Origin of the sequence: Rhodococcus sp. LB1 (genome assembly GCF_001583455.1) — a bacterium.
Lineage (GTDB): Bacteria > Actinomycetota > Actinomycetes > Mycobacteriales > Mycobacteriaceae > Rhodococcus_F > Rhodococcus_F opacus.
Window position 1 is genome coordinate 1 of record NZ_LTCZ01000361.1, and the last position, 1,280, is coordinate 1,280.

The window sequence follows — 1,280 nt, forward strand, 5'->3', positions numbered from 1 at the left end:
TCGATCCTGACCATCGATTCACAGAGTCTGCTGCTGGTCCGGGTCACCACCACCGGCGGGGTCGTCGGGATCGGCGAGGGCGTCGTTCCGGGTGGCCCGTGGTGGGGTGGTGAGTCGATCGAGGGCATGAAGGTCCTGATCGACCGCTACCTCACACCGCTGCTCGTCGGCGAGGACCTCAGCCGGGTCGGCTACCTCGGCCGCAAGTTGGACCGGATGGTCGACGGCGCCGAATTCGCGAAAGCCGCTGTCGAAATGGCGCTGTGGGATGCGTGCGGTAAGGGGTACGGCCTGCCGGTGTATCAGCTGCTCGGCGGGGCGCACCGTGACCGGCTGCCGGTGACCTGGGCGCTGGGCGCCGAACCGGCGGACGTGGTGATCGCGGAGGCACAAAAGAAGCTCGACGCGGGTGAGCATCGGTCGTTCAAGCTCAAGATGGGAGCGGGCCAGCCCGCCGACGACGTCGCCCGGGTCACCGCCGTGGCCGACGCCCTCGCCGGCCAGGCCGACCTCGCGGTCGATCTGAACGGGTCGTGGGATGTCCTCACCGCCGAGCGGTACCTGCCCGAGCTCGCCGCTGCCGGTATCGGCCTGATCGAACAGCCCGTGCCGCGGTGGGACGTGGGCGCGATGGCACGCCTGGCCGACCTGCTCACCATCCCCGTGATGGCCGACGAGAGCGTGCGCACCGCGCATGATGCGGTGCGGCTGTGCACCGCCGGCGCCGCCGACATCCTCGCGGTCAAGCTCGCCAAGGGCGGCGGGATCAGCAACGTTCTCGCGGTCGGTGCGGTCGCCGATGCCTTCGGCGTCCCCTGCTACGGCGGCACCACGATCGAGTCTTCGATCGGCACCGCGGCCTCCCTGCACGCGTTCTGCGCGATGCCCTCGCTCACCGCAGGAACCGAGCTGTTCGGCACCCTGCTGCTCTCCGACGACATCGTCGTCGAACCCGTCGTCTTCAAGGACGGCTTCCTGCACCTGCCCACCGGACCCGGCCTCGGCATCGAGATCGACGAGGACCAGATCGCCCGTTATGCGCGCACGTCCTGAGAAATTGAACCCGCCGCCCGCCACCGTCAGCCACAGATCACGCACCCGTTCGACTCGATCGCCGGACGGTGCCGTCTCAATTCAGACAGAGGACCGTTCATGAGCCTGACCTTCGAACACACAACCCTCGGGCAGCGGGTGCTGTTCGGCACTGGACTCGTTGCCGAACACCTCGCTGCCGAGGTCGCGCGGCTCGGCGCGCAAAGGGTCATGGTGATCTCCAGTGC

At 68.5% G+C, this 1,280-nt stretch carries 1 protein-coding gene and 1 pseudogene; both read left to right on the top strand.

Annotation, left to right across the window (positions count from 1 at the left end):
- Positions 1–1,053, top strand: a 1,053-nt coding sequence (locus tag AZG88_RS35580) for a muconate/chloromuconate family cycloisomerase (RefSeq protein ID WP_061700438.1), incomplete at its 5' end; no start/stop codon positions are given.
- A gap of 99 nt (positions 1,054–1,152) precedes the next feature.
- Positions 1,153–1,280: pseudogene (locus tag AZG88_RS52170) on the top strand (maleylacetate reductase); the annotation flags it as partial.